25 protein-coding genes and 1 riboswitch are annotated in these 22,880 nt (G+C 72.5%); of the genes, 5 read left to right on the forward strand and 20 right to left on the reverse strand.

Going from position 1 to position 22,880, the window contains the following annotated elements:
• Nucleotides 1-134: 134 nt before the first annotated feature.
• The 7 genes from pheT to infC all read right to left on the reverse strand — a co-directional run bounded on the left by pheT (nucleotide 135) and on the right by infC (nucleotide 7,051).
• A complete protein-coding gene (pheT, locus tag GH747_RS06230; protein ID WP_149768744.1) occupies nucleotides 135-2,630 on the reverse strand; it encodes a phenylalanine--tRNA ligase subunit beta in 2,496 nt (831 codons plus the stop codon).
• Nucleotides 2,630-3,733, reverse strand: coding sequence for a phenylalanine--tRNA ligase subunit alpha (gene pheS / locus GH747_RS06235; protein ID WP_149768745.1), 1,104 nt, complete (start codon nucleotides 3,731-3,733; stop codon nucleotides 2,630-2,632). The genes pheT and pheS overlap by 1 nt, the downstream gene beginning before the upstream one ends.
• Before the next feature lie 100 nt (nucleotides 3,734-3,833).
• Nucleotides 3,834-4,883, reverse strand: coding sequence for a sensor histidine kinase (locus GH747_RS06240; protein WP_228552805.1), 1,050 nt, complete (start codon nucleotides 4,881-4,883; stop codon nucleotides 3,834-3,836).
• 11 nt (nucleotides 4,884-4,894) lie between these two features.
• The gene (locus GH747_RS06245) at nucleotides 4,895-5,722 is read right to left on the reverse strand and encodes a TrmH family RNA methyltransferase (RefSeq protein WP_149768746.1); all 828 of its coding nucleotides are present in this window, start codon (nucleotides 5,720-5,722) and stop codon (nucleotides 4,895-4,897) included.
• Between the two features lie 27 nt (nucleotides 5,723-5,749).
• On the reverse strand, nucleotides 5,750-6,145 hold the full coding sequence (gene rplT / locus GH747_RS06250; RefSeq protein WP_149768747.1) for a 50S ribosomal protein L20: 396 nt from the start codon (nucleotides 6,143-6,145) through the stop codon (nucleotides 5,750-5,752).
• A gap of 62 nt (nucleotides 6,146-6,207) precedes the next feature.
• Entirely contained in the window at nucleotides 6,208-6,405 is a 198-nt protein-coding gene (locus GH747_RS06255) for a large ribosomal subunit protein bL35 (protein ID WP_149768748.1), read from the reverse strand.
• A 1-nt stretch (nucleotide 6,406) separates the two neighbouring features.
• Nucleotides 6,407-7,051, reverse strand: a complete 645-nt coding sequence (gene infC, locus GH747_RS06260; protein WP_240466118.1) for a translation initiation factor IF-3 — start codon at nucleotides 7,049-7,051, stop codon at nucleotides 6,407-6,409.
• A 334-nt stretch (nucleotides 7,052-7,385) separates the two neighbouring features.
• Between infC and GH747_RS06265 the strand changes: the two genes are divergently transcribed.
• The gene (locus GH747_RS06265) at nucleotides 7,386-8,432 is read left to right on the forward strand and encodes a GNAT family N-acetyltransferase (RefSeq protein WP_163695339.1); all 1,047 of its coding nucleotides are present in this window, start codon (nucleotides 7,386-7,388) and stop codon (nucleotides 8,430-8,432) included.
• A gap of 46 nt (nucleotides 8,433-8,478) precedes the next feature.
• On the forward strand, nucleotides 8,479-8,775 hold the full coding sequence (locus GH747_RS06270) for a DUF4333 domain-containing protein (protein ID WP_149768750.1): 297 nt from the start codon (nucleotides 8,479-8,481) through the stop codon (nucleotides 8,773-8,775).
• Nucleotides 8,776-8,815: 40 nt separating this feature from the next.
• On the opposite strand, the gene GH747_RS06275 is transcribed toward GH747_RS06270, so the two are convergent.
• On the reverse strand, nucleotides 8,816-9,292 hold the full coding sequence (locus GH747_RS06275; protein WP_228552806.1) for an SseB family protein: 477 nt from the start codon (nucleotides 9,290-9,292) through the stop codon (nucleotides 8,816-8,818).
• Nucleotides 9,293-9,357: 65 nt separating this feature from the next.
• Here GH747_RS06275 and GH747_RS06280 point away from each other — a divergent pair, with 65 nt between their 5' ends.
• Nucleotides 9,358-9,807: a hypothetical protein gene (locus GH747_RS06280; protein ID WP_149768752.1), complete on the forward strand. Its 450-nt coding sequence runs from the start codon at nucleotides 9,358-9,360 to the stop codon at nucleotides 9,805-9,807.
• 27 nt (nucleotides 9,808-9,834) lie between these two features.
• Here the strand turns inward: GH747_RS06280 and GH747_RS06285 are convergent, their stop codons facing one another.
• From GH747_RS06285 to rpe, 9 genes are all read right to left on the reverse strand, one after another.
• Nucleotides 9,835-10,296 carry a PH domain-containing protein gene (locus tag GH747_RS06285; protein WP_163695342.1) on the reverse strand — a complete coding sequence of 154 codons (462 nt, stop codon included), beginning with the start codon at nucleotides 10,294-10,296 and terminating at the stop codon, nucleotides 9,835-9,837.
• A complete protein-coding gene (hisG, locus tag GH747_RS06290) occupies nucleotides 10,293-11,138 on the reverse strand; it encodes an ATP phosphoribosyltransferase (protein WP_149768754.1) in 846 nt (281 codons plus the stop codon). The genes GH747_RS06285 and hisG overlap by 4 nt, the downstream gene beginning before the upstream one ends.
• Nucleotides 11,139-11,240: 102 nt before the next feature.
• Nucleotides 11,241-11,504, reverse strand: coding sequence for a phosphoribosyl-ATP diphosphatase (locus tag GH747_RS06295; RefSeq protein WP_149768755.1), 264 nt, complete (start codon nucleotides 11,502-11,504; stop codon nucleotides 11,241-11,243).
• 6 nt (nucleotides 11,505-11,510) lie between these two features.
• Nucleotides 11,511-11,984 carry a 6,7-dimethyl-8-ribityllumazine synthase gene (ribH, locus tag GH747_RS06300; protein WP_149768756.1) on the reverse strand — a complete coding sequence of 158 codons (474 nt, stop codon included), beginning with the start codon at nucleotides 11,982-11,984 and terminating at the stop codon, nucleotides 11,511-11,513.
• A complete protein-coding gene (locus GH747_RS06305) occupies nucleotides 11,981-13,291 on the reverse strand; it encodes a bifunctional 3,4-dihydroxy-2-butanone-4-phosphate synthase/GTP cyclohydrolase II (protein WP_149768757.1) in 1,311 nt (436 codons plus the stop codon). Before GH747_RS06305 ends, ribH begins: the two co-directional genes overlap by 4 nt.
• The gene (locus tag GH747_RS06310; RefSeq protein WP_149768758.1) at nucleotides 13,288-13,983 is read right to left on the reverse strand and encodes a nicotinamide mononucleotide transporter family protein; all 696 of its coding nucleotides are present in this window, start codon (nucleotides 13,981-13,983) and stop codon (nucleotides 13,288-13,290) included. Before GH747_RS06310 ends, GH747_RS06305 begins: the two co-directional genes overlap by 4 nt.
• Nucleotides 13,980-14,567, reverse strand: coding sequence for a riboflavin synthase (locus GH747_RS06315; RefSeq protein ID WP_149768759.1), 588 nt, complete (start codon nucleotides 14,565-14,567; stop codon nucleotides 13,980-13,982). The genes GH747_RS06310 and GH747_RS06315 overlap by 4 nt, the downstream gene beginning before the upstream one ends.
• Entirely contained in the window at nucleotides 14,567-15,589 is a 1,023-nt protein-coding gene (gene ribD / locus GH747_RS06320; protein WP_149769463.1) for a bifunctional diaminohydroxyphosphoribosylaminopyrimidine deaminase/5-amino-6-(5-phosphoribosylamino)uracil reductase RibD, read from the reverse strand. The genes GH747_RS06315 and ribD overlap by 1 nt, the downstream gene beginning before the upstream one ends.
• Nucleotides 15,590-15,714: 125 nt before the next feature.
• A riboswitch (FMN riboswitch) is annotated at nucleotides 15,715-15,843 on the reverse strand.
• Nucleotides 15,844-15,917: 74 nt separating this feature from the next.
• Nucleotides 15,918-16,589 (reverse strand): ribulose-phosphate 3-epimerase, encoded by a 672-nt coding sequence (rpe, locus tag GH747_RS06325; protein ID WP_149768760.1) that lies wholly within the window; start codon nucleotides 16,587-16,589, stop codon nucleotides 15,918-15,920.
• A gap of 39 nt (nucleotides 16,590-16,628) precedes the next feature.
• Between rpe and GH747_RS06330 the strand changes: the two genes are divergently transcribed.
• Nucleotides 16,629-17,363 (forward strand): SDR family oxidoreductase, encoded by a 735-nt coding sequence (locus GH747_RS06330; protein WP_149768761.1) that lies wholly within the window; start codon nucleotides 16,629-16,631, stop codon nucleotides 17,361-17,363.
• A gap of 31 nt (nucleotides 17,364-17,394) precedes the next feature.
• Here the strand turns inward: GH747_RS06330 and GH747_RS06335 are convergent, their stop codons facing one another.
• Both GH747_RS06335 and fmt read right to left on the reverse strand, forming a co-directional pair.
• Nucleotides 17,395-18,765 (reverse strand): RsmB/NOP family class I SAM-dependent RNA methyltransferase, encoded by a 1,371-nt coding sequence (locus GH747_RS06335; RefSeq protein WP_149768762.1) that lies wholly within the window; start codon nucleotides 18,763-18,765, stop codon nucleotides 17,395-17,397.
• Nucleotides 18,758-19,681 (reverse strand): methionyl-tRNA formyltransferase, encoded by a 924-nt coding sequence (fmt, locus tag GH747_RS06340; protein WP_149768763.1) that lies wholly within the window; start codon nucleotides 19,679-19,681, stop codon nucleotides 18,758-18,760. The genes GH747_RS06335 and fmt overlap by 8 nt, the downstream gene beginning before the upstream one ends.
• 73 nt (nucleotides 19,682-19,754) lie before the next feature.
• Between fmt and GH747_RS06345 the strand changes: the two genes are divergently transcribed.
• On the forward strand, nucleotides 19,755-20,810 hold the full coding sequence (locus GH747_RS06345; protein WP_149768764.1) for a S66 family peptidase: 1,056 nt from the start codon (nucleotides 19,755-19,757) through the stop codon (nucleotides 20,808-20,810).
• A 37-nt stretch (nucleotides 20,811-20,847) separates the two neighbouring features.
• Here the strand turns inward: GH747_RS06345 and GH747_RS06350 are convergent, their stop codons facing one another.
• Entirely contained in the window at nucleotides 20,848-22,872 is a 2,025-nt protein-coding gene (locus GH747_RS06350; protein ID WP_149768765.1) for a primosomal protein N', read from the reverse strand.
• Between the last annotated feature and the right edge of the window lie 8 nt (nucleotides 22,873-22,880).

The following is a 22,880-nucleotide window of genomic DNA, read 5'->3' on the forward strand; positions in this document are numbered from 1 at the left end:
AGCCATACACCTGCACCTGCCCTGGCGTCGGTGCCTGAGCGTCCACCACACCCGGGTCGGTGAACGCTCAGACACCAGCCGCGCGCGAGAGGCACCAGCCGCGCGCGAGAGGCACCAGCCGCGCGAGCGGACGCTCAGGCGCGCTGAACGGCTCCCGTCACCTCGGCGGCACGGGCGACGGCGGCGTCGCGTACGGCGGTGGCCTCCGCCTCGGTCAGCGTGCGGTCGTGAGCGCGCATCCGCAGCGCGAACGCGAGCGACTTGTGGCCCTCGGGCACCTGCTCACCGGTGTAGACGTCGAAGAGGCGGACCGACTCGAGCAGGTCGCCACCGCCCTCCGCGAGGGCATCGGCGACGTCCTGGCTCGCCACCCGGTTCGCGACGACGAGGGACACGTCCTCCTTGGCGACCGGGTAGGCCGAGAACGACGGGCGTCGTCCCAGGTCGGGGGCCGCGGCGAGAAGCCGGTCGAGGTCGATCTCGGTCGCCACGGTGCGCGCGGGCACGCCGTAGTCGCGACAGACGCGCGGGTGCAGCTCGCCGGCGAAGCCGACGGTCTCTCCCGCGACGAGCAGCTCCGCCGTACGACCGGGGTGCCACGGCGCGGGAATCGACCCGGCGCGGACCTCGAGCGGGACGTGGACCGCGTCGGCGACCCGACGGACCGCGTCGACGGCGTCTCCCCACTGGACGCGGCGGCCCTGGCCCCACCAGCCCGCAGGCTCGCGGTGCCCGGTCGCGGTGAGCACGAGGTGCAGCGGCTGCTCGGGGAGCGCCTCGTCGAACGCGGCGAACTCGTCGTCGCTCGGCGCGCGGTCGACCCCGTAGATCGGGGCGTCGCTCGCCTCGTCCTTCGGGAGGAACACGCGGCCGGTCTCGAAGATCGCGACGTCGTCGTGACCACGCCCGACGTTGAGCGCGAGCGCCTTCAGGGCACCCGTCAGCAGGGTCGTCGTCAGACCGGGCTCCTCCGCCGACAGCGGGTTCTCGAGCAGCACCTGGTCTCGGCGTACGTCGTCGTCGGGGAGGTGCAGCCGGTCGAAGTCGGCGGGACCCGCGAACGGGAACGTCTTGACCTCGACGTAGCCGGCGCCGGCCATCACGAGGCCGACGCGACGCCGGAGACGCTGCTGCGTGGTGAGCCCACGACCGGCGGGAGCGTGCGGGAGCACCGACGGGACCTGGTCGTAGCCGACGTGCCTGAGCACCTCTTCGACCATGTCGTACGGGTCGGTCAGGTCCGGGCGCCACGACGGCGGCACCACGTGGAGAGTGCCGTCGGCCTGCTCCACCGTGCACCCGTTGAGGCGGAGCGCGAGCGCAGCGGTGTCGGCGGCGATCGCCACGCCCGAGATCCGGGCGGGCAGGTCGGCGGCGAGCGAGACCTGAGGCAGGGCCGGCGCGGCACCGACCAGCGTCAGCCCGGCCGAGATCTCGCCGCCGCCGAGGGCGACGAGCAGGTCGGCGACGCGCTGGGCGGCGTACGGCGGCAGCTGCGGGTCGACGCCGCGCTCGAAGCGTCGCGAGGCCTCGCTCGTGAGCTTCTGCAGGCGCGCCGTGCGGGCGATCGTCGGTGCGTCGAAGTGGGCGGCCTCGATCACGATGTTCGTGGTGGTCGCGGCGAGCTCGGTCGTCTGGCCGCCCATCACGCCGGCGAGCCCGATCGGGCCGGACTCGTCGGTGATGAGCAGGTCGTCGGGGGTGACGTCACGGACGACGTCGTCGAGGGTCGTCACCTTCTCCCCCGCGCGACCGCGGCGCACCGTGATCGGTCCCTGCAGCGCGTCCCGGTCATAACCGTGGATCGGCTGGCCGAGCTCGAGCATCACGTAGTTGGTGACGTCGACGGCGAGAGAGATCGGACGCATGCCCATCAGCTCGAGGCGGCGCGACATCCACCGCGGCGTCTGGCGGGTCGGGTCGAAGCCGGTGACCGTGCGGGTCACGAAGACCGGGCACGCAAGGGCGTCGTCGACGACGACGGGGTATGCGCCCGAGCCGTCGTCCGGGACGTCGATCGCCGCCGGGTCGTGGAACGCGACGTCGTAGCCGATCGCGGCATCGCGGGCGACGCCGCGCATCGACAGCGCGTAGGCACGGTCGGGGTTGACCTCGAGGTCGAGCACCTCGTCGCGCAGGCCGAGCAGCGCGACCGCGTCGGCGCCCACCTCGGCGGAGCCCTCCGGCAGCACGATGATCCCGTCGGGGTCGCCTGCGGTGCCGAGCTCGGCGCCGGAGCAGATCATCCCGTCGGACACGTGCCCGTACGTCTTGCGCGCGCTGATCGCGAACGGCCCGGGCAGCACCGAACCCGGGAGTGCGACGACGACCAGGTCACCGGCGCCGAAGTTGTGCGCTCCGCACACGATGCCGCGCGGCTCGTTGCCCTCGGCGTTGTGCACGGGGCCGACGTCGACCGAGCACCAGTTGATCGTCTTGCCGTTCTTCTGCGGCTCCGGCTCGGCCGACAGCACCCGCCCGACCACGATCGGGCCGGACAGCTCGGCGCCGGCGGAGACGATCTCCTCGAGCTTGAGATCGAGCATCGTCAGGCGGTCAGCGAGGGCAGCGGTGGTCAGGTCGGCCGGCAGATCGACGTAGTCGCGCAGCCACGACACGGGGACGCGCATCAGATCTCAACTCCGAACGGCTCGGTGAAACGGATGTCGCCGTCGAACAGGTCCCGCAGGTCGGCGATGTCGTACCGGCCCGTGATCGTCCGGTCGAGCCCGATCCCGAAGGCGAACCCCGAGTAGCGCTCGGGGTCGACGCCGTTGGCGACCAGGACGCGCGGGTTCACGACGCCGCAGCCGCCCCACTCGACCCAGCCCTCGCCGCGGCACGTGCGACAGTCGGCGACCTCGGCCGGGTCGTTGTGGCAGACGTAGCAGAGCAGGTCCATCTCGGCGCTCGGCTCGGTGAACGGGAAGTACGACGGGCGGAAGCGCGTCGTCATGCCCTCGCCGTAGATCGCCTGGGCGAAGTGGTCCAGGGTGCCCTTGAGGTGGGCCATCGAGAGCCCCTCGTCGATCGCGAGCCCCTCGACCTGGTGGAAGACCGGCGAGTGGGTGGCGTCGAGCTCGTCGGTACGGAACACCCGGCCGGGCGCGATCACGTAGATCGGCGGCTTGCGGGTGAGCATCGTGCGGGCCTGCACCGGCGACGTGTGGGTGCGCAGCACCATCGCGGCCTTCTCGGGGGTCACCCAGAAGGTGTCCTGCATCGTGCGCGCCGGGTGGTCCGGACCCAGGTTCAGCGCGTCGAAGTTCAGCCACTCGGCCTCGACCTCGGGACCCTCGGCCACCTCCCAGCCCATCGCGACGAAGATGTCGGCGACCTTCTCCTGGATGGTGGTCAGCGGGTGCCGTGCCCCGGCCGGCGTACGGTCGGTCGGCAGCGTGACGTCCACGGTCTCGTCAGCGAGCATGCGCGCCTCGGCCTCGACCTCGAGCGCGGCGGTGCGCTCGGCGATCGCCTCGGACACCGCCTTGCGGGCCTGTCCGACACGCATCCCGGCGTCCTTGCGGGCCTGCGGGGGCAGCGCGCCGATCTCACGGTTGGCGAGCCCGAGCGGCGAGCGGTCGCCGGCGTGGTCGAGGCGTACCTGCTTCAGCGTCTCGAGGGTGTCGGCGGCGGCGATGGCTGCGAGAGCCGCGTCACGCATGGCCGCAACCTCCTCCGCGTGGAGCGGCGAGACCTCCACGGGGTCGTAGTCGCTGTTGGGTCCGGACATGGTCACCTTTCATCGGGCACGCGGCGGCACGGCCGAGTACTCGTCCAGTCTAAGGAGGTCGTCGAACGCCTTTTCGGTGCGGTCTGTGTGGGAGCGCTGCCTAGGGGCGCGGGCTGTCGCGTAGGACGTCGGGGACGTTCTCGGGGAACCACACGCCGACACAGGCCCCGCCCCGGTCGCCGTCGCAGACCTCGATCTCGCCGCCGTGCGCGTCGACGACGCCCTTGACGATGTAGAGGCCGAGGCCGGTGCCTCCGCGGTCCCCCGACCTCCAGAACCGCGTGAACACACGTGTCCGGATCTCCTCCGGGATGCCGGGGCCGAAGTCGAACACCTCGAGCGCGACCCCGTCGGGGAACCGGGACGGACGGCGTACGACGACCTCCCGCACGCCGAGTCCGTGCCGCTGGGCGTTCTCGAGGAGGTTCGTGACGACCTGCGCGAAGCGGTCGGGGTCGACCCAGACCCGCGGGAGGTCGGTCTCCGCGGTGACCTCCATCCGCAGGCCGCTCCCGGCGGCGACGTTCTCGAGGATCCGCCGTGTCGCCTCGACGAGGTCGACGGGCTCGGGACGCAGGACCAGGCGACCGGAGTCGATCCGGGCCGCGTCCAGCAGGTCCGTGATCAGGCGCGACAGCCGGTCGGCGTCGGAGTCGACGGTCTCCAGCATGAGCTGGCGCTGCTGGTCGGAGAACCGGTCCCAGTTGTTGAGGAGCGTGGCCGTGAAGCCCTTCACGCCGGTCAGGGGCGACCGGAGCTCGTGCGCCACCGTCGCGACGAGGTCGGAGCGGGCGCGGTCGCGCCTCGCGCGCGACTTCGCCGTCCGCAGGGACACCACGAGCTGACGCACCTGGCCACGGCGCTCGTCTCGCACGAGCGTCGCGGTCACCAGGAGCTCGACGCCCTCGTGCGTGTGCCAGCTCGACTCCGACAGGCGGGTACGGGTGGACAGGCCGGAGTACGGGCGCATGCAGTCGAACCACGTGTTGCCGGCCAGGTCGTCGAGCGGCAGCGCGTCGGAGATGTGCATCCCGAGCAGCTTCTCGGCCGGCCGGTCAAGCATGCGTACGGCAGCAGCGTTGACCCGGAAGACCGTGCCGTCGGCATCGGCGAGCACCACGCCGTCGGGCAGGAGGTCGACGTCGATCACGGCGGCCTCCGTCAGTCCCTCGCCGGATGTGCGGTACGCGCGGAAGCGTACAGGCACACGGCCGCGGCGGTCGCGAGGTTCAGGCTCTCGGCGCGGCCGAAGATCGGGACGGACACGACCGTGTCCGCCAGGGCGCGGGTGGGTTCCGGCAGCCCCCAGGCCTCGTTGCCGAACAACCAGGCGGTCGGCCCGTCGAGCAGCCCGCCGCGCTCGGCGTCGAACAGGTCGACGTCAGCGACGCCGTCGGCGGCCAGCACGCGCAGACCTGCTGCGCGTACGGCGGCGACCGCCGCAGCGGTGTCGCGCTCGACGACCACGTCGAGGTGGAAGATGCTCCCGACGCTCGCACGGACGGCCTTCGGGTTGTAGGGGTCGACCGAGTCACCCAGCAGCAGGACGGCGTCCGCCCCGGCAGCGTCCGCGCAGCGGATGACGGTGCCGGCGTTGCCGGGGTCCCGCACCTCCGCGCAGACCGCGAGCAGCCGTGGCACACCGGCGAGGACGTCGGCCAGCGGCCGGTCGAGGTAGTCGCACACGGCGACGACGCCCTGCGGCGCCACCGTCTCGCTGATCGCGGCCACCACCTCGTCGTCGACGACGTGCCAGAGAGCTCCGGCAGCCGCGACCAGGTCGGGATAGCGCTGCGTGACGGCCGCGGTCGCGTAGACGTCGTGGACCAGCCCGGGGCGTCGCGAGGCCAGCTCGAGCGCCTCCCGCACGGCCTGCGGGCCCTCCGCCAGGAACGCGCGCTCCTTCTCCCGGAAACGCCGCGTGGCGAGCCGCCGAGCAGCCTTCACCCGCCCCGTACGGGGGGTGAGGACGTGCTCAGGACTCGCCACGTGCGTGTCTACGCGGAAGCAGCCGGATCAGGCGGCGGCGTCCGACGCCTTCGGCTTGTTGACGTCAGCCGGGAGGCTCGCCTTCGCGGTCTCCACCAGCGCGGCGAACGCGTTCGCGTCGTTGACGGCGAGATCCGCGAGGATCTTGCGGTCGACCTCGACACCAGCAAGGCGCAGGCCCTGGATGAAGCGGTTGTAGGTCATCCCGTGCGCGCGGACACCGGCGTTGATGCGGGTGATCCAGAGGCGACGGAAGTCGCCCTTCTTGGCGCGGCGGTCACGGTAGCTGTAGACCAGCGAGTGGGTGACCTGCTCCTTGGCCTTGCGGTAGAGGCGCGAGCGCTGTCCGCGGTAGCCGGATGCGCGCTCGAGCGTCTCGCGACGCTTCTTCGCTGCGTTGACGGAACGCTTCACGCGTGCCATGGGTTAACTCCTCGTTCGGTAAGTCTCGGGTGCGGCAGATTCTTGACGGCTCAGCGGGCTGGTCAGAGACCGAGCATGCGCTTGACGCGGGGGACGTCGGCCTTCGCGATCGGCTGGTCGCCGTTCTCGAGGCGGGTGCGCGCCGTGTTCGACTTCTGCATCATGTGGGTGCGGCGACGACCGTGCTTGTGCACGAGCTTGCCGGTGCCCGTCACCTTGACGCGCTTCTTCATGCCCGAGTTGCGCTTCATCTTCGGCATCTCATGCCTCCATGTCTGGGTCGATGTTCTCCGAGCGCTTGCGGGGCTTCTTCGCAGAAACCGGCTGCTCGCTCGCCTCGCGCTGCGCCTTCTCGTACGCAGCGTCGGCATCACGCTCGGCAGCCCGCTCGGCCATTTGGCGATCCTTCGCCTCCTTGGCCTCCACGCGGGCTTCGGACTTCTTCTTGTGGGGTGCGACGACCATCGTCATGTTGCGACCGTCCTGTCGCGGCGACGCCTCGATGAAGCCGAGCTCCTCGATGTCAGCCGCAAGGCGCTGCAGGAGACGGAAGCCGAGCTCCGGGCGGCTCTGCTCACGACCACGGAACATGATCGTGATCTTGACCTTGTCGCCCTGCTTCAGGAACCGCTCGACGTGACCCTTCTTGGTGTCGTAGTCGTGCTGGTCGATCTTCGGCCGCAGCTTCATCTCTTTGATGATGGTGTGGGTCTGGTTGCGCCGGGACTCGCGCGCCTTCTGGGCGGCCTCGTACTTGAACTTGCCGTAGTCCATCAGGCGGCACACCGGCGGACGGGCCGTCGGGGCGACCTCGACGAGGTCGAGGTCGGACTCCTGTGCCAGGCGCAGCGCATCGTCGAGTCGGACGATGCCGACCTGTTCGCCGTTGGGACCGACGAGGCGCACCTCGTTGGCGCGAATGCGGTCGTTGACGCGAAGCTCTGTGGTGATGGGTCCTCCTGGGTTCGTACTGGTCAGTCGTCGTGCGACGACCACCAGAGACGAAAAATGGCCTTCGCTTCGAAGCGAAGGCCACCGGAACCGCGCACCAGGTGCACGCTGCTCGTCGGTCTCCCCGGGACGGGAAGCTCTCAGAGCAGGACCCGACGACCCTCAGATCGCCCAGGTGGGAGTGGACTCCACTTCGACGGCCAACGGTAGCAGACGCCCCGCCGAGACCGAAATCCGGCGGCAACCCCGAGGATCCCGGGTGTTAACAGGCCCGGGCGAGCATGAGCGCATGCTCTACCGCGTCCGCACCACCATCAAGGATCGCCCCGGTGTCCTGGCCTCTCTGGCACGGTCGTGCGGCGACGCGGGCATCAACATCCTGAGCCTCCAGGTGTTCCCGGCGCACGACGGGGTCACCGACGAGCTCGTCGTGAGCGTCGGGCCGACCTGGACGGAGGTCCGGGTGCACGAGCTCGTCCTGGCCGCCGGCGGCGAGCAGGTGAGCGTGACGCGGTGCACGGCGCGCTCGCTCCACGACGCCCCCACGAGCTATCTGCAGGCCGTGACCAGGGTGGCTGCGGGGCGTACCCGGCTCGTCGACGAGCTCACGCGCCTGCTCGAGACGGACCCGCCGGACGTCGCCGACTACGCGGGGCACGACCTGGTCGTGCTGCCGGGCGAGGGCACGATCGCCCGTGCCGTGCCGTTCACGTCCGTCGAGCGCGCCCGCGCGGAGGCTCTCGTCGAGCTCGTCGGCGTCGTGTCACGAGCGGCGTCGCACAGCCGTACGCCGGCCACGGCGATCGAGCGCTTCAGCGGGCCTGCCGGCAACGGGTCCGGCGACGGCGAACGCCCCGCGCACGAGGACCCCCACGTCCGCGTCGCCGTTCCGGAGGACACGCCCGCGCTGGTCGACCTCCACGCGCGGTGCAGCGAGGCCACGCTCTACCGCCGCTATCACGCACCGATGACCGGCGTGATCCACCGGCGGATGGCGCGACGCCTGGCCGCCCCGGTCGACGGTGTCGCGCTCGTCGCCGAGATTCGCGACGCGGTGGTCGCGCACGCGGTCGCCGCGCCGCTCGACGAGGAGACCCCGCGCACGTGGGAGGTCGGCGCGATCGTCGAGGACGCCTGGCAGCGACGCGGGGTCGGGACGGCGCTCGTCCGGCACGCCGCCCGGGTCGCCCGGCGGAACGGCGCCGACGAGATCGTCGTCGTCAGCCAGCCCGGCGACGACGCGGTGCTCAGGACGATCGGCCGGGCGGGTTTCGTGGCCCGGATCGCGCGCGCGGACAACACGGTGCGGATCACCGTCGACGTACGCCTTTGCTAGGCTTCCGCGGTCCCGCCCCCCACGGGTCACAGACCGAGGAGCAGTCGTGAGGATCCCCGTTCGCGCCCTGGCCGTCTGCTGTGCCGTGGTCCCCGTGATCGCCGCGTGCGGCAGCGACCCGATCGACACCGCCCGGCTCGAGCAGCGGATCAAGGTCGGCTACGAGCGCCAGGTCGACGGCACCAGCGTGAAGTCCGTCACCTGCCCGACGACGATCGAGCGCGAGCCCGGTGTCACGGCGACGTGCCGGCTCACCCTCTCGACAGGGGTCTCGGGCAAGATCGACATCAGGGTCCGCGACGACCGGCGGATCGAGTGGGAGGTCGCCGGCAAGGTCGGCTGAAGGCCGGCAAGGTCGGCTGAGGGCGTCGGCGGGCCGTCGGTCAGGACCGCTTCGACCAGGCCCACGTAGCCCCGACGCCGACCAGGTCGTCGCCGTCGGCGAGGTGCTGGAGGTCTTCGGTCTCGACCACCGCGCGTACGGGCCCGGCGAGGTCGAGGAGCAACGCCGTCGCCCCCTCGGCGAGCGCGGCGCGCGCAGCCTCCCGCGCCCAGACCGGCACCGGGCGGGCCTCGGGGCGCCACGCACCCAGGGTCTCCACCGAGCTGAACGCCAGCAGCGCCTTGCGGCCGTCGGCGCCGGTGAGCATCACGGTGGCCATGTCGGCCTCCTTGTCGGTGCCCGGTGTCGCGTGCTCGCCGAGGACGGCGACGACGGGGACGAGCACCCGTGCCGACCCGAGTGCGACCAGGACCGGACCCAGGTCGCCGCTCGTGTCGTACGCCGTCAGCGCTGCGGTGAGAGCAGCGTCGGCCGATCCGTCGTCGCCCGGGAACGCGGGTTCTGCGAGTGATGCCACGCTGTCCACGCTAGCCGGTGGCTCCGCGGCTCCCGGGTACGAGGTCCGTGAGGCAGACTGGAGGGATGAACGACGTCATGCTCCTGCCCTGGGCCGTGATCCTGTCCGCGCTGGCGCTGTTCTTCGCGTGGCGCGCGAGCCGCGCAGGCGACCGGGCAGCCGTCGTACGCCGCCTCGGCTGGGCGCTCGTCCCGTGGGCGTTGTGGATGGTCGGCGCCCTTCGCCTGGTCGTGCGGATCGCCGACGCCGTCGCCGACTGGGCCGCAGGGTTCGTGTTCCGGCCGAGCGTCTGGCTCGGGATCGTCGTCGGGATCGTCGCCGTCGTGATGATCGTCGCCGGCACCCGGGCCAAGGGCCGCTCCAAGGCGCGCGCCGAGGTCGGGGGCACGACCGCGCAGCCCGAGGTCAGCGCGTCCAAGCGAGGTGCGGGACGCAGGTCTGCAACCCCGAAGGCCGCACAGGACGACGACATGTCGGAGATCGAGGACATCCTGCGCCGGCACGGGATCCAGTAGACCCCGCGCCGGCGCAGCGGATCCCGGTCAGGAGTCGGACTCGAGCATCCGCTCCCGCAGGTACCAGACGGCGTCACGGACCCGCGGCCCGTCGGACGCCGGGATGCCGACCATCATGATCCTGCGGTCGTCGCGGGTCTCGAGCGTCGGCCACGGGGCGCCCGCGGTGTAGGCGACGTCCAGCACGTCGGACCACGCCAGGTGGTGGGTCCGGTAGCCGTTGCGCACATGGATCCCGTCGTCGTCGGCGACCACCCGGCTCCGAGCGATGCCCCACAGCAGCGCGTCGACGAACAGCAGGAACAGCACGAGCGTGCCGGTCTGCAGCACGGTGAACTCGGAGCGGACCTCGTCGGGGAGCGTCAGGGCGATCGCGAAGAACAGGACCCACAGGCAGGCCCCCGCGACGACGGAGACGATCGCCGGCCCCACCGGCCGGAAGACGCGGCGCCCGTCCGGACCGGGACCAGCCTCCGATCCCGAGCTCACAGGCGACACGCCAGGATGTCGGTCACGAGCGTGCCCCGGGCACCGAGCGACCACAGCTCGTCCATCACCTTCTGGGCGGCGTCGCGCGGCACCATCGACCGGACTGCGACCCACCCTTCGCGATGAAGCGGCGACACCGTCGGCGACTCGATGCCGGGGGTCAGGGCGACGGCCGCCTCGACCTGCTCGACGCGGATGTCGTAGTCCATCATCACGTAGGTCCGCGCGACGAGGACGCTCTGCAGGCGCCGCTCGAACACGGCGAACCCCGCCGGCGTCGGTCGGTCCTTCGGTCGGATCACGACGCCCTCGGAGGCGAGGATCGGGGCACCGACGATCTCGAGCCCGGCCTGACGCAGCGTCGAGCCGGTCTCGACGACGTCCGCGATCAGGTCGGCGACGCCGAGCCGGACCGACGACTCGACGGCACCGTCCAGCCGGATGACCTTCGCGTCGATATCCCGCTCGGCGAGCCAGGCCTTGACGATGCCCGGGTAGGAGGTCGCGATCGTCCGGCCGGCGATCTCGGCGAGGTCCGCGAGCGTGCCGACGGGTGCGGCGAAGTGGAAGCTCGACGCCCCGAACCCCAGCGAGAGGATCTCGTCGGCGGAGGCTCCGGAGTCGAGGAGGAGGTCACGGCCCGTGATCCCGATGTCGAGGGTCCCCTCCCCCACGTAGATCGCGATGTCACGCGGACGGAGGTAGAAGAACTCGACGTCGTTCTCGGCGTCGATGGTGACCAGGTCGCGGCTGCTGCGGCGCTGGCGGTAGCCCGCCTCGACGAGCATCTGGGCGGCGGACTCGGACAGCGAGCCCTTGTTGGGTACGGCGACTTTCAGCATGACGGTCTTCCCGGTTCGGATCTGGTCTCGCCGGGGCAACCGTGCCCGGCGGACGTGCTGTAGGGCGAAGGCACGGGCAAGCAGGACGGGGCGGCTTGCCCGTCACAGATGCGCGTAGACGTCCTCCAGCGTGAGTCCCTTGGCCAGCATCATCACCTGCACGTGGTAGAGAAGCTGGCTGAGCTCCTCGGCCGCCCGCTCGGGCGACTCGTGCTCGGCTGCCATCCACGACTCGGCTGCCTCCTCGACCAGCTTCTTGCCGATCGAGTGGACGCCGCCGTCGAGCTCTGCGACGGTGCGCGAGCCCTCAGGGCGGGTGGCCGCCTTGTCGCTCAGCTCGGAAAAGAGCGCGTCGAAGGTCTTCATCGAGGCCTAGCGTACCGATCGCAGGACACGCGCCGTCGCGACGGCTGCCTGCGCGGCCTCACGACCCTTGTCCTCGCGACTGTCGGTGAGGCCCGCACGGTCGAGCGCCTGGCTCTCGTCGTCGCACGTGAGCAGACCGAACCCGACCGGCACACCCGTCTCCAGTGCCACCCGCGACAGACCGTCCGTGGCGGCCGCGCAGACATAGTCGAAGTGCGGGGTGCCGCCACGGATCACGACACCGAGCGCGACCACCGCGTCGTACCCGGAGCGCGCGTACGCCTGCACGACCGGCGCCAGCTCGAACGACCCGGGCACCCGGACGAGGATCGGCTCCGGGGCGCCCATCTCCGACAGTGCGCGCGTCGCGCCCCCGATCAGCCCGTCCATGACGACGGTGTGCCACGAGGACGCGACGATCGCGACCTTGAGGCCGCTCCCGTCGGTGCTCGCCAGGTCGGGCGAACCGTGTCCGCTCATCGGGTGCTCTCCTTCGTGTCCGCAGCCGAGCTGTTCAGCTCGGCAGTCTCGATCTCGACCAGGTCAGGCAGGTGGTGGCCCATCCGCTCGGCCTTGGTCTGCAGGTAGCGCAGGTTGTCGTCGGTCGGGCTGATCGCCAGCGCCACGCGCTCGGCGACGGGCACGCCGTAGCGCTCCAGCGCCTCGACCTTGTCCGGGTTGTTCGTGAGCAGACGCACCGACGTGACGCCGAGGTCGCGCAGGATCTGCGCACCGTCCGCGTAGTGACGCGCATCGATGGGCAGGCCGAGGGCGAGGTTGGCGTCCACGGTGTCCTGGCCACCGTCCTGCAACGCGTACGCCTGGAGCTTGGCGAGCAGCCCGATCCCCCGGCCCTCGTGGCCGCGCAGGTAGACGATGACGCCGGAGCCGTGCTCGGTCACCGCCGCCATCGACGCCTGCAGCTGGGGCCCGCAGTCGCACCGCTGCGAACCGAGGACGTCGCCGGTCAGGCACTCCGAGTGGACCCGCACCAGGACGTCGGCGCCGTCGCCGAGGTCGCCGTACACGAGAGCGACCTGCTCGTTGCCGTCGACGATGTTGCGGTAGCCGTACGCGACGAAGGTGCCGAACTCGGTCGGCAGCCGTGTCTCGACCGCGCGCTCCATCTGCGACTCGTGACGGCGGCGGTACGTGATGAGGTCCTCGATCGAGATCATCGCCATGCCCTGCTCGTCGGCGAACTCACGCAGCCGCGGCGCGCGCATCAGGCTGCCGTCGTCGTTGATGAGCTCGCCGATGACGCCGGCCGGCGTGAGCCCGGCGAGCCGGACGAGATCGACCGCCGCCTCCGTGTGGCCGGCGCGGGCGAGGACGCCCCCCGGCTTCGCGCGCAGCGGAAGGATGTGGCCCGGCTGGATCAGCTCGAACGGCTCGGTGGCCGAGTCCGCGAGGACACGCACGGTGTGCGCACGGTCGGCCGCGGAGATGCCGGTCGTGACGCCGTCGCGGGCGTCGACGGAGATCGTGTACGCGGTCTTGAGCCGGTCGCGGTTGTGCGGGGTCATGAGCGCGATGCCGAGCCGGTCGAGGATCTCGCCGGTCACCGGCGCGCAGACGTACCCGCTGGAGTAGCGGACCATCAGCCCCATCAGCTCGGGCGTCGCCTTGCTCGCCGCGAAGATCAGGTCGCCCTCGTTCTCGCGGCCCGGGTCGTCGACGACCACGACGGCCTTTCCCGCCGCCACGTCGGCGATCGCGCGCTCGACGGTGTCGAGACGGACCGCGTCCAGCTCGTCGTACGGGTCGATGCCCTGCTCTGCGCTCATGCGCCCACCACCTCCGGTGCTCGGTCCTGGTTCGGCGCTTCGGCGCGCGCCACGCGTAGCCACACCACGAACCCCCAGACGACGAAGCCCGCGTAGACCGCGTACAGCACCGCCGAGGGGTAGTAGTGGAAGTAGATGAGCTCGGGGACCCCGACCAGGTCGACCGCGAGCCAGACGAGCCAGAAGTCGACCCACCCGCGCGCCATCGCGAAGGTGGCGAGGATCGAGCCGACGAAGATCCAGGCGTCCGCGACGTAGTACCAGGAGGGGGCCGGCCAGCCCGCGCCCACCTGGGTGAACAGCCACGCGCAGAAGACCACGCCGACGCCGGCGGCGAGCAGGTACGCCGTCCGCTCGCGCGTCGTCGCCCAGCGCGGCACCACCGCCGGCGCGTCGGGCGTGGTGCGGGTGCTCCGCCAGCGCTGCCAGCCGTAGATCGACACCGCGACGAAGAACACCTGCCGTGCGGCCTGCCCGAACAGCGGGGCGCCGTGGCCGCCGAGGGCGGTGCCGAGGAACACGGTGAACAGCAGCACGTTGCCGACGATGCCGACCGGCCACGCCCACACCTTGCGACGCATCCCGCCGATCGCGGACGCGAGCCCGAACGCGTTGCCGACGATCTCGCGCCACGCGATGGCGTGCCCGCCGATCGTCAGGTGCGCGTCGTACAGGTCCGTGAGAAGGCTCATCGCTGCATCATCTTCTCGACGTACTTGGCGAGGACATCCACCTCGAGGTTCACCGGTGCGCCCGGCTGCTTCGTCCCGAGGGTGGTCGCGTCCAGCGTCGTCGGGATCAGCGACACGGTGAACGAGTCGGGTCCCACGTCGACGACCGTCAGCGACGTCCCGTCGACCGTGATCGACCCCTTCGGCACGAGGTAGCGGCCCAGGTCGGCGGGGAACGCGACCTCGACGACCTCCCAGTGGTCGCTCGGCGTCCGCGAGCGGACGACACCTGTGCCGTCGACGTGTCCCTGCACGATGTGGCCGCCGAACCGTCCGTCCGCACGCATCGCCCGCTCGAGGTTGACGGGGTCGCCGACCGCGAGCGCACCGAGCGACGTCTTGTCGAGCGACTCCTTCATCACGTCGACCGTGAACGTCTCGGCGTCGTGATCGGTCACCGTCAGGCAGCAGCCGTTGACCGCGATCGAGTCCCCGTGCGCGGCGTCCGACACGACGAGGGGGCCGCGGACCGTGAGGCGGATCGCGTCCGCCTGCTCCTCGATCGCGGCGATGCTGCCGAGCTCTTCGACGATTCCGGTGAACATCAGGAGCGGTCCTCATCTGTGGGTGCGAGCGGCCGGGGTCGTGCGGTGATCCGCAGGTCCGGGCCGACGTGGGTGGTGTCGGTGACGTCGAGCTGCACGGCGTCGGCGAGCGTCTGGATGCCCGTGCCGCTGAGCGCGGTGGCACCGGCGCCCAGCAGGGTCGGTGCGACGTAGGCGACCACCTCGTCGACCGCGCCCGCAGCGAGGAACGCTCCCGCGAGGCGTGGACCGCCCTCCAGCCAGACGTGCCGGATCTCGTGCTCCGCCAGCGCGGCGAGCGCCGCGTCGACGTCGCGGGTCACCAGCTGCAGGAACGGCGCGTCGTCGTCGCGGACGCGGGCGTCTGCAGCGACCAGCCGCTCGCCCATCACGACCCGGGTGGGCTGGACGGCGTACGGCAGCGGGGCGTTCTCGTCGTCGCGCAACGTCAGGCGAGGGTCGTCAGCGACCACGGTGCCGGTGCCGACGAGGATCGCGTCGCAGGCGGCGCGCAGCCGCTGCACGTCGAGGCGTGCCTCGGGGCCGGTGATCCACTGGCTCGACCCGTCGGCGGCGGCGCTGCGCCCGTCGAGGGTCGCGGCGAACTTCCAGGTGACGAACGGGCGGCCGGTGCGTACGGCGTGGGTCCACGCCACGTTGAGCCGCTCCGACTCGCCGGCGAGCAGGCCGCCCTCGACGTCGACGCCCGCTGCGCGAAGCCGGTCGGCTCCCCCGGAGGCGACCGGGTTCGGGTCGTCGGCGGCGTACACGACACGCACGACCCCGGCCGCGATCAGGGCCTCCGAGCAGGCGCCCGTACGGCCGGTGTGGTTGCACGGCTCCAGCGTGACGACCGCGGTCGCGCCGCGGGCCCGGTCGCCGGCCCTTGCGAGGGCGTCGGCCTCGGCGTGCGGCGTACCGGCTCCACGGTGTGCTCCGACCGCGACGACCGTGCCGGCGGGATCGAGGATCACGCAGCCGACGCGCGGGTTCGGGAGCGCCTTGTCGACGGCCTCGCGCGCAGCGTCGAGTGCTCGGCGCATCGCCGTCTGCTCGTGGTGATCTGCCACCGGAGCGCCCTTCCGTCGTCGTGACGCGGGCTCCGGGGATGACGAGACCAGCACCCCGTCCTGACGGGTCGACGGGCGACCTGACAGCACGAGGTGTTTGCGCGTTCCTCCCATCCGGACTTTCACCGTCGGTCCTGGAGTTCCACCAGGTCAACCAGTCACCCGAAGGCTCGTGGCTCGCGGACTGTCACCGCCGGCTCGGAATTGCACCGACCCCGGAGCACGCAATGCTCTTGCGCCCAGTGTACGAGGGTGCGAGAGCCGCACGGCACCGGTCCCGGCCGATGAGACGTGGGTCGCCTCAGGCGTGTCGGTGCGTCGCCTCCGCGGCCCGGTCGCGCAGCTGGTCGACCATCGCGCCCGGATCGTCCGCCCCGAACACCGCGGACCCGGCGACGAAGGTGTCGGCACCTGCCTCGGCGCACCGCTCGATCGTGTCGGCGGAGACGCCACCGTCGACCTGCAGCCAGATGTCGCCCCCGTGCTTGTCGAGCAGCGCGCGCGTCCGGCGGATCTTCGGAAGCATGATGTCGAGGAACGCCTGACCGCCGAACCCCGGCTCGACCGTCATCAGGAGCACCATGTCGAGCTCGGGGAGGAGGTCCTCGTACGGCTCGATCGGCGTCGCCGGCTTCAGCGCCATCGACGCGCGGGCGTCCTGGGCACGCAGCTCGCGCGCCAGCCGCACGGGAGCGGCGGCGGCCTCGACGTGGAACGTCACGCTCTGGGCGCCGGCCTCGGCGTACGCGGGTGCCCAGCGGTCCGGGTCCTCGATCATGAGGTGCGCGTCCACCGGGACGTCGGTGACCCTGCTGATCGCCTCGAGCACTGGGAGGCCGAGCGTCAGGTTGGGGACGAAGTGGTTGTCCATCACGTCGACGTGGACCCAGTCGGCTCCCGCGATCCGTGTGACGTCGCGCTCGAGGTTCGCGAAGTCGGCGGAGAGGATGCTCGGCGAGATGCGGATGCCCATGGACGACAGGCTAGTCGGGTGCGCCGTTACGCTGCGCAGGTGAGTACCCCGGGCGTCATCGTCGTGACAGGAGCCTCTCGTGGCCTCGGCGCCGCGATCGCTCGCACGCTGGCGGCCGACGGGAGGCCTGTGGCGGTCAACTACCGGCGGGGCCGCGATGCCGCGCACGGCGTCGTCGAGGACATCAGAGCGTCGGGGGGCGAGGCGGAGGCGTTCGCGGCCGACGTCGTCGACGAGGACGAGGTGTCGCGCCTGTTCAGCGACATCGAGGACCGGCTCGGACCCGTGACGGCGGTGGTCGCCAACGCGACCGGCCCCCAGCCGTCCGCCGCTGTCGACGAGCTCACCTGGCGTGCCCACCTCGACCAGCTCGAGTTCTTCGTCAAGAGTCCGACGCTGCTCGTCCAGGCTGCGCTCCCCGCCATGCGCGCAGCGGGCGGCGGCCGGGTCGTGATGATCGGGTCCGACATGACGGCGCGGGCGCTGCCGCGCGCCTCGGCGTACGTCGCGGCCAAGACCGCGCAGATCGGCCTCACGAAGGTGTGGGCCAAGGAGCTCGGCCCGCTCGGCATCACGGTCAACCTCGTGGAGCCGGGCTGGATCCCGGTGGAGCGGCACGCGGGCGCCGACACGACGACGTACGCGGCTGAGGTCCCGATGGGGCGGATGGGGACCCCCGACGACGTCGCGGCCATGGTGTCTCACCTCGTCTCCGACGCCGGTGGCTTTGTCACCGGGCAGCAGATCACCGTCAACGGGGGCCACGTCCTCTGACGGTGGCGACGCCGGACCCGACCCGGCGCGGTCAGGGAAGGCGGCGGAGGACGGCGACGAACATCGCGTCCGTCCCGTGCAGGTGCGGCCACAGCTGGGCGTACGGCGCGGACCGGTCGAGGTGCGGCACGTCCGGGAGGACCGCGGTGGCGTCGAGGACCTCGACGTCGTCACGCGCGGAGATCACCGCGTCGACGATGTCCCGGGTCTCGCTGAGGTGGGGTGAGCACGTCGCGTACGCGACCACGCCACCGACGCGTGTCAGGTCCAGCGCATGCTCGAGCAGCGCCTTCTGCAGCGCCGTCAGCGACTCGAGGTCCGACGGCTGGCGCCGCCAGCGGGCCTCCGGGCGCCGCCGCAGGGCACCGAGACCGGTGCACGGGGCGTCCACGACGACCCGGTCGTACGGCGTCGCCGACTCCAACGTGCGCCCGTCGTGGACGGTGACCTCCGTGTTGTCGAGGAGGCGGACCGCCGAGCGTACGAGGTCTGCCCGGTGCGGGGTCACCTCGTTCGCGACGAGCGTCCCGCCGCGTCCGGCGGCGATCGCACCGAGCAGCGCCGCCTTGCCCCCGGGCCCGGCGCACAGGTCGAGCCAGCGCTCGTCGGGTCCGTCGACCGGCACCGACGCACCGACGATCGCGACCAGCTGCGAGCCCTCGTCCTGGACGCCGACCCGCCCGTCGCGCACGGCGGGGATGCCGCCGGGATCGCCGCCGGCGAGGCGGAACGCGTACGGCGACCACTCCCCCGGCTCACCGTCGACGCCGTCGAGATCTCCCGGCTCAGCGAGACCGGGTCGCGCCACGAGGGTCACCTGCGGGGGCTCGTTGTCCGCGGCGAGCAGCGCGCCCAGCTCGCCGTCGTGCTCACCGAGCGCGTCGCGGAAGGCCTCGACGACCCATCGCGGGTGGGCGTGGACGACGGCGAGGTGTCCGACGGGGTCCTCGGCGTACGGCGGCGCGACCCGTGACACCCACGTGTCCAGGTCGGCGGCCGCGACCTTGCGGAGGACGGCGTTCACGAAGGACGCGGGGCGGTGCCCGATGACGGCACGCGTCAGGTCGACGCTCGTCGAGACGGCGGCGTGGCTGGGGACCCGCATGGCGAGGAGCTGATGGGTGCCGAGCCGCAGCACGTCGCGTACCGGGGCGTCGATCCCCTTCGGCGCGAGCGTGTCGAGCACGGCGTCGTACGTCCGCGAGCGGCGGATCGTGCCGTGCGTGAGCTCGGTGGTGAACGCGGCGTCGCGGCCGGTGATGCCGTGGTCCCGCAGCAGGCCCGGCAGAAGGAGGTTGACGTAGGCGTCCTGCTCCTCGACGGCCCGCAGCACCTCCCACGCGACCTTGCGGGTGGGATCGACGCGCTGGCGGGTCTGCGGCCGGTCACGACGCTCAGCCAAGGCGTGCTCCGGGCTCGGGGCGCACACCGCGCGCCCAGTCGGCGGCACCCATGGCCTTCTTGCCGTGCGGCTGGACCTCGCCGAGGCGGACGTCGGTCGTCCCCGTGCCGACGCGGACCTCGGACTTCGTGGTCGCGATCTCCCCGGGCTTGAGCGTGGTCTCGTCGAGGACGCTGACCGGGCCGAGCTTCAGCCGCTCGCCCGCGTAGGTGGTCCAGGCGCCCGGCGCGGGGGTGCACCCGCGGATCCTCCGGTCGACACCGAGCGCCGGGACGGTCCAGTCGACCTCGGCGTCCTCGGTGGTGAGCTTCGGGGCGTACGACAGCCCGTCCTCGGGCTGCGTGCGCGCCTCGATGTCGCTGGCCTCGAGGTGGTCGATCACGTCGACGAGCAGTCCGGAGCCGACGTCGGCGAGGCGGGCGAGCAGCGTCCCGGCCGTGTCCTCCGGGCGGATGCGCTCGGTCAGGAGCCCGAACACCGGGCCCGCGTCGAGCTCGGCCACCAGCGAGAACACCGAGGCTCCGGTGACCTCGTCGCCCGCGATCAGCGCATGCTGGACCGGTGCGGCCCCGCGCCACGCGGGCAGGACGGAGAAGTGCAGGTTCACCCATCCCAGGCGCGGGATGGTGAGGACGTCGGCCGGGATCAGCCCGCCGTAGGCGACGACAGGCGCACAGTCCGGCGCGATCTCGCGCAGCCGCTCCACGAAGGCCGGGTCGCTCGGGCGAGAGGGTCGGAGCACCTCGATCCCGAGCTCGAGCGCCCGCTCGGCCACCGGCGACGGGCGGAGCGTACGACCTCGGCCGGCGCGGGCGTCCGGACGGGTGACGACCGCGGCCACGTCGTGGTCGCTGGCGACGAGGGCGTCGAGGGAGGGCAGCGCGACCTCGGGGGTCCCGGCGAAGACGAGTCTCACGACCCCCAGCCTAGGGGGCGGTCGACAGCGGAACTCGGTCGCTCTCGGGCCGCGTCGGTGGTGGAGTGACGGTATGCACCCGCCGGAGCACAGAATCGTCCGCCCGCCGAAGCCGCGCCCCGGGGACCGCATCGCCGTGGTCTCCCCGTCGTGGGCCGCCCCGGCGCACTTCCCCGCGCTCCACGAGCAGGCGCTGCGGCGCCTGCGTGAGGTCACCGGCCTCGTCCCCGTCGAGTACCCGACGACGCGGGCCGACTCCTCTCCCGAGGCGCGGGCGCACGACCTCGAGGCGGCGTTCGCCGACCCTGAGATCCGTGCCGTCGTCGCCACCATCGGCGGCGACGACCAGATCACCGTGGTCCGCCACCTCGATCCGGAGGTCGCCCGCGCCGACCCGAAGCCGTTCGTCGGCTACAGCGACAACACGAACCTCCTGAACTGGCTCTGGGTGAACGGCGTCGGCGGCTTCTACGGCGGGTCGACGCAGGTCCACCTCGGCGCCGGACCGGGGGTCGACGCCGTGCACGCAGCATCGTTACGGGCCGCCCTGCTCGACGGAGGGACCCTGGAGGTGACCGACCCCGGCGTGTCGGAGGACACCGGCGTGCCGTGGACGGACCCGGCCTCGCTGACGTCGTACGGCGAGCGCGACGCCACCGAGCCGTGGTCGTGGCACGGCCCTCCGCGGATCGTTACCGGGCGCACGTGGGGCGGCTGCCTGGAGATACTCGAGTGGATCCTCACCGCGAACCGGTTCCCGTTGCCGCCGAGCGTGCTCGAGGGTGGCGTCCTGCTCGTCGAGACCTCCGAGGAGCTGCCGTCCGCGCAGACCGTAGGCCGGATCCTCCGCTCGATCGGCGAGCGCGGCCTCCTCCGAGCGGTCGACGCCGTCCTCGTCGCCCGACCTCCGACCTCCGACCTCGAGCAGCGTCCGCCGGAGGACGAGCGTCGACGTCTTCGCGACGCGCAGCGCGAGGCAGCGGTCGCGACGATCGCGGCGTACAACCCGGACGCGGTCGTCGTCGTCGGCATCCCCTTCGGCCACACTCGCCCGCAGTGGATCCTCCCCTACGGCGGCACCGTCACGGTCGACGGCGTACGGCAGCGGGTGGTCGCCGACTACGCGTGACGCCCCGCGCCGCCCTGCGTACGGCGGCGCGCCGGCGTCAGCCGAGCGACTGCGGGTCGACGGTGATCCGGTACGGCCGGAGCTTGCGGACCGACCGCTCGGACTGTGCCACCTGCAGACGGCGTGCGAGCGCTGCCCCCTCCGCTCGCGGGACGGCGACGATGAGCCGACCCCACGGATGCTCCTCCTCGGGGTCGGCGGCGCGCAGCTCGACGGGACCGAGCACCTGCGCCGGCTGCGGCCATGGGCCCGCGGCGAGGTCGCGCAGTGCGGGGAGCTCGCCCTCGACGGCGGCGAGGCGTACGGCGGGCGGAAGGCGGGCATCGAGCCGCGAGGCCAGCTCACGCTCGGCGTGGCCGACCGGGTCCGCACGGACCAGGGCCTGCAGCACCGGCAGCGCCGGCTCTCCGACGGCGACCACCCGGCCGCCCGCACCCGACGGGCGGACCAGCGCGGCGGCGTTCAGCCAGCGACGCAGCGACTCCTCGTACGTGCGGAGGTCGGGCCGGGCGAGGGCAGCACCGGTGTCGAGCAGGAGCGCGGCGGCGTACCCGCCGTCGGCGTGCGGCTCGGCGCCGGGGGTCGCCACGACGATCGCCGGCTCCGCCGGGACCTCGGTGAGCACGGCATCCCCGACCGAGCTGCGCACGCGCACGCCGGGGAACGCGCGGCCGAGCTCCTCGGCGGTCCGCCGCTCCCCCGCGACCGGGGCACGCAACCGACGTCCGCCGCACGACGCGCAGGCCCAGTCCATCGCGGCCGTGCCGCACCAGCGGCACCGCGGCACGTCCCCCGCGCCGGTCTGCGCGAGCGGGCCCGTGCACTGCGCGCAGCGTGCGGGCGTACGACAGTCCTGGCACGCGAGCGCGGCACGGTATCCGGCGCGCGGCACCTGGACCAGGACCGGTCCGGACTCCAGCCCTGCGCGCACCGCCGCGAACGCGGCACCAGGGATCCGGGCGGCCTGCAGGGCGCCCGCGCCCGCGTCGATCGAGAGGCGGGCCCAGCTCGCCCGGCGGCGTGCCATCGGTGCTGTCAGGGAGGCGCACCACCCGGACGCGACCAGCTGCTGCGCCTCCGCCGTACGGGCGTGGCCGCCCACCAGCACCGCACAGCCGCTGTCCCACGCTCGGGTGAGCAGCACCTCGCGTGCGTGCGGGTACGGGGCACGGGGCTCGGCGAGCAGGTCGTCGCCGTCGTCCCAGACCGCGACCAGGCCGAGGTCGTGCACGGGCGCGAACGCGGCCGCCCGCGTGCCTACGACGGCACGGACCTGCCCTCGGGCGAGCGCCAGGAAGGCTGCGTAGCGTGCGGACGGCCCGAGGTCGGCCGTGAGCACCACGTGGCGGCCCGGGCCGAGGACGTCACGGAACGCCGCGTCGGCACGCGCGACGTCGCTCACGTCGGGCACGCACACCACCGCACCGCGCCCCGAGCGCAGCGTGGCGTCGACCGCCTGGGCCAGTGCTCGCTCCGGCGGCTCCGGCGGCACCGCGCTCCACACCGCCCGCGGCGACTCCCCCGCGGCGAGCGCGGCGACGTACGCCGCCCCACCGGCGTACGGCTCCCACGCGTCGTCCGCAGGCGGACCGAGCGGATCGGTCGCGACGTCGGGACCCGCCTTCTTCTCGGCTCGGGCGTGCCTCGGAGGGACCGCGAGGCGTACGACGTCGGCGAACACGCCCGCGTACCGGTCCGCGACCTCACGGCACAGGCGTACGACGTCGGGCCGCAGGACGACCTCCGGCGACAGCACGCGTGAGATCCGGCCGAGCCGACCGGTGTGCTCGGTCGAGGCGACGCGCTCGAGGACGAAGCCTCCGACCTGCTTGCCCGCGAACCGCACGATCACCCGGCAGCCAGGGACCGCGTCCTCGTCGAGATCGGCGGGGACCAGGTAGTCGAACGGCCGGTCGAGGTGCGCGAGGCTCACGTCGGCCACGACGCGGGCGATCGGCAGGTGCTCGGCGGCGCCGACGAGACGCGGGTCGGACGCAGACGGCGCCGGCGCAGGATCCATGTCCTGCACCAGCGCCGGCTGTGCGTCGTGGTTGTCCGTCACCCGGTGTC

This window comes from Mumia xiangluensis, from assembly GCF_010994095.1.
GTDB lineage: Bacteria > Actinomycetota > Actinomycetes > Propionibacteriales > Nocardioidaceae > Mumia > Mumia xiangluensis.